Source organism: Streptococcus cristatus (genome assembly GCF_003943535.1).
Lineage (GTDB): Bacteria > Bacillota > Bacilli > Lactobacillales > Streptococcaceae > Streptococcus > Streptococcus cristatus_L.
The window spans coordinates 1-4,869 of the sequence record NZ_RJPU01000015.1 but is presented as its reverse complement, the minus strand read 5'-3'; the positions used below and the strand labels follow the sequence as shown (position 1 = coordinate 4,869).

The following is a 4,869-nucleotide window of genomic DNA, read 5'->3' as shown; positions in this document are numbered from 1 at the left end:
ATCTCCTAGGCTATCGTCACTTAACTAGCTGAATTAACTTGCAATATCTTATTGCCTTGTCAACTCAAAATTGAATAACTACTCAAACCTCACAATACTTGCCAAAAGCTGCGCTCAATGAAAATTGGATAAGTCCTCGAGCTATTAGTATTAGTCCGCTACATGTGTCGCCACACTTCCACTCCTAACCTATCTACCTGATCTTCTCTCAGGGCTCTTACTAACTTGCGTTATGGGAAATCTCATCTTGAGGTGGGTTTCACACTTAGATGCTTTCAGCGTTTATCCCTTCCCTACATAGCTACCCAGCGATGCCTCTGGCGAGACAACTGGTACACCAGCGGTAAGTCCACTCTGGTCCTCTCGTACTAGGAGCAGATCCTCTCAAATTTCCTACGCCCGCGACGGATAGGGACCGAACTGTCTCACGACGTTCTGAACCCAGCTCGCGTGCCGCTTTAATGGGCGAACAGCCCAACCCTTGGGACCGACTACAGCCCCAGGATGCGACGAGCCGACATCGAGGTGCCAAACCTCCCCGTCGATGTGAACTCTTGGGGGAGATAAGCCTGTTATCCCCAGGGTAGCTTTTATCCGTTGAGCGATGGCCCTTCCATGCGGAACCACCGGATCACTAAGCCCGACTTTCGTCCCTGCTCGAGTTGTAGCTCTCGCAGTCAAGCTCCCTTATACCTTTACACTCTGCGACTGATTTCCAACCAGTCTGAGGGAACCTTTGGGCGCCTCCGTTACCTTTTAGGAGGCGACCGCCCCAGTCAAACTGCCCGTCAGACACTGTCTCCGATAGGGATCACCTATCCGGGTTAGAGTGGCCATAACACAAGGGTAGTATCCCAACAACGCCTCCATCGAAACTGGCGTCCCGATCTCATAGGCTCCTACCTATCCTGTACATGTGGCACAGACACTCAATATCAAACTGCAGTAAAGCTCCATGGGGTCTTTCCGTCCTGTCGCGGGTAACCTGCATCTTCACAGGTACTAAAATTTCACCGAGTCTCTCGTTGAGACAGTGCCCAAATCATTACGCCTTTCGTGCGGGTCGGAACTTACCCGACAAGGAATTTCGCTACCTTAGGACCGTTATAGTTACGGCCGCCGTTTACTGGGGCTTCAATTCATACCTTCGCGTTTCCGCTAAGCACTCCTCTTAACCTTCCAGCACCGGGCAGGCGTCACCCCCTATACATCATCTTACGATTTAGCAGAGAGCTGTGTTTTTGATAAACAGTTGCTTGGGCCTATTCACTGCGGCTGACCTATGTCAGCACCCCTTCTCCCGAAGTTACGGGGTCATTTTGCCGAGTTCCTTAACGAGAGTTCTCTCGCTCACCTGAGGCTACTCGCCTCGACTACCTGTGTCGGTTTGCGGTACGGGTAGAGTATGATACAACGCTAGAAGCTTTTCTTGGCAGTGTGACATCACTCACTCGCTACTAAACTTCGCTCCCCATCACAGCTCAACGTTACAGGTATAAGCATTTGACTCATACCACGCCTCACTGCTTAGACGTACATCCATTCGTACGCACGAGTTAGCCTACTGCGTCCCTCCATCACTTCATACTCTAGTACAGGAATATCAACCTGTTGTCCATCGGATACACCTTTCGGTCTCTCCTTAGGTCCCGACTAACCCAGGGCGGACGAGCCTTCCCCTGGAAACCTTAGTCTTACGGTGGATGGGATTCTCACCCATCTTTCGCTACTCATACCGGCATTCTCACTTCTATGCGTTCCAGCGCTCCTCACGGTACACCTTCACCACACATAGAACGCTCTCCTACCATACCTATAAAGGTATCCACAGCTTCGGTAAATTGTTTTAGCCCCGGTACATTTTCGGCGCAGGGTCACTCGACTAGTGAGCTATTACGCACTCTTTGAATGAATAGCTGCTTCTAAGCTAACATCCTAGTTGTCTGTGCAACCCCACATCCTTTTCCACTTAACAATTATTTTGGGACCTTAGCTGGTGGTCTGGGCTGTTTCCCTTTCGACTACGGATCTTAGCACTCGCAGTCTGACTGCCGACCATAATTCATTGGCATTCGGAGTTTATCTGAGATTGGTAATCCGGGATGGACCCCTCACCCAAACAGTGCTCTACCTCCAAGAATCTTTATGTCGACGCTAGCCCTAAAGCTATTTCGGAGAGAACCAGCTATCTCCAAGTTCGTTTGGAATTTCTCCGCTACCCACAAGTCATCCAAGCACTTTTCAACGTGCCCTGGTTCGGTCCTCCAGTGCGTTTTACCGCACCTTCAACCTGCTCATGGGTAGGTCACATGGTTTCGGGTCTACATCATGATACTAATTCGCCCTATTCAGACTCGGTTTCCCTACGGCTCCGTCTCTTCAACTTAACCTCGCATCATAACGTAACTCGCCGGTTCATTCTACAAAAGGCACGCTCTCACCCATTAACGGGCTCGAACTTGTTGTAGGCACACGGTTTCAGGTTCTATTTCACTCCCCTTCCGGGGTACTTTTCACCTTTCCCTCACGGTACTGGTTCACTATCGGTCACTAGGGAGTATTTAGGGTTGGGAGATGGTCCTCCCAGATTCCGACGGGATTTCGCGTGTCCCGCCGTACTCAGGATTCTGCTAGGTACAGATTCTATTTAAAATACGAGGCTCTTACTCTCTTTGGCTGACCTTCCCATGTCATTCTTCTATAAAATCTGAGTCCACATTGCAGTCCTACAACCCCGAAGAGTAAACTCTTCGGTTTGCCCTCCTGCCGTTTCGCTCGCCGCTACTAAGGCAATCGCTTTTGCTTTCTCTTCCTGCAGCTACTTAGATGTTTCAGTTCACTGCGTCTTCCTCCTCATCTCCTTAACAGAGATGGGTAACAGGTAGTACCTGTTGGGTTCCCCCATTCGGACATCCCCGGATCTGCGCTTACTTACAGCTCCCCGAGGCATTTCGTCGTTTGTCACGTCCTTCTTCGGCTCCTAGTGCCAAGGCATCCACCGTGCGCCCTTACTAACTTAACCTTATTTTTGACCTTTCAGTCTTAAACTCATTAATATTCACAGCGTTTCGGTTTATTTTCTTGTTACTATTTGATATAGTTATTCAATTTTCAATGGACAAGTTTAGAATAGTCATCACTATTCTAATGGAGCCTAGCGGGATCGAACCGCTGACCTCCTGCGTGCAAAGCAGGCGCTCTCCCAGCTGAGCTAAGGCCCCACAAGACCTCTCAAAACTAAACATGACGACCAATGGCTTCCGTTTTTCCTTAGAAAGGAGGTGATCCAGCCGCACCTTCCGATACGGCTACCTTGTTACGACTTCACCCCAATCATCTATCCCACCTTAGGCGGCTGGCTCCTAAAAGGTTACCTCACCGACTTCGGGTGTTACAAACTCTCGTGGTGTGACGGGCGGTGTGTACAAGGCCCGGGAACGTATTCACCGCGGCGTGCTGATCCGCGATTACTAGCGATTCCGACTTCATGTAGGCGAGTTGCAGCCTACAATCCGAACTGAGACTGGCTTTAAGAGATTAGCTTGCCGTCACCGACTTGCGACTCGTTGTACCAGCCATTGTAGCACGTGTGTAGCCCAGGTCATAAGGGGCATGATGATTTGACGTCATCCCCACCTTCCTCCGGTTTATTACCGGCAGTCTCGCTAGAGTGCCCAACTTAATGATGGCAACTAACAATAAGGGTTGCGCTCGTTGCGGGACTTAACCCAACATCTCACGACACGAGCTGACGACAACCATGCACCACCTGTCACCGGTGTGCCGAAGCAAAATCCTATCTCTAGGACGGGCACCGGGATGTCAAGACCTGGTAAGGTTCTTCGCGTTGCTTCGAATTAAACCACATGCTCCACCGCTTGTGCGGGCCCCCGTCAATTCCTTTGAGTTTCAACCTTGCGGTCGTACTCCCCAGGCGGAGTGCTTAATGCGTTAGCTGCGGCACTGAGTCCCGGAAAGGACCCAACACCTAGCACTCATCGTTTACGGCGTGGACTACCAGGGTATCTAATCCTGTTTGCTCCCCACGCTTTCGAGCCTCAGCGTCAGTTACAGACCAGAGAGCCGCTTTCGCCACCGGTGTTCCTCCATATATCTACGCATTTCACCGCTACACATGGAATTCCACTCTCCCCTTCTGCACTCAAGTTAAACAGTTTCCAAAGCGTACTATGGTTAAGCCACAGCCTTTAACTTCAGACTTATCTAACCGCCTGCGCTCGCTTTACGCCCAATAAATCCGGACAACGCTCGGGACCTACGTATTACCGCGGCTGCTGGCACGTAGTTAGCCGTCCCTTTCTGGTAAGATACCGTCACAGTGTGAACTTTCCACTCTCACACTCGTTCTTCTCTTACAACAGAGCTTTACGATCCGAAAACCTTCTTCACTCACGCGGCGTTGCTCGGTCAGACTTCCGTCCATTGCCGAAGATTCCCTACTGCTGCCTCCCGTAGGAGTCTGGGCCGTGTCTCAGTCCCAGTGTGGCCGATCACCCTCTCAGGTCGGCTATGTATCGTAGCCTTGGTGAGCCGTTACCCCACCAACTAGCTAATACAACGCAGGTCCATCTGGTAGTGATGCATTTGCACCTTTCAATTGACTATCATGCAATAGTCAATGTTATGCGGTATTAGCTATCGTTTCCAATAGTTATCCCCCGCTACCAGGCAGGTTACCTACGCGTTACTCACCCGTTCGCAACTCATCCAGAAGAGCAAGCTCTCCCTTCAGCGTTCTACTTGCATGTATTAGGCACGCCGCCAGCGTTCGTCCTGAGCCAGGATCAAACTCTCATTAAAAGTTTGAGTTCTCACTCATTTCTGTCACTGACAGATTTATTGTTTTTT

Annotated in this window: 1 tRNA gene and 2 rRNA genes; all 3 read right to left on the bottom strand. The window is 50.4% G+C overall.

What is annotated here, in order from left to right:
* Positions 1-124: 124 nt before the first annotated feature.
* The 3 genes from D8790_RS10275 to D8790_RS10265 all read right to left on the bottom strand — a co-directional run bounded on the left by D8790_RS10275 (position 125) and on the right by D8790_RS10265 (position 4,821).
* Positions 125-3,022: ribosomal RNA gene (locus D8790_RS10275) — 23S ribosomal RNA — on the bottom strand.
* A 126-nt stretch (positions 3,023-3,148) separates the two neighbouring features.
* Positions 3,149-3,221: transfer RNA gene (locus D8790_RS10270), tRNA-Ala, on the bottom strand.
* A 53-nt stretch (positions 3,222-3,274) separates the two neighbouring features.
* Positions 3,275-4,821: ribosomal RNA gene (locus D8790_RS10265) — 16S ribosomal RNA — on the bottom strand.
* The 16S and 23S rRNA genes sit together here with 1 tRNA gene alongside, the layout of an rRNA operon.
* Between the last annotated feature and the right edge of the window lie 48 nt (positions 4,822-4,869).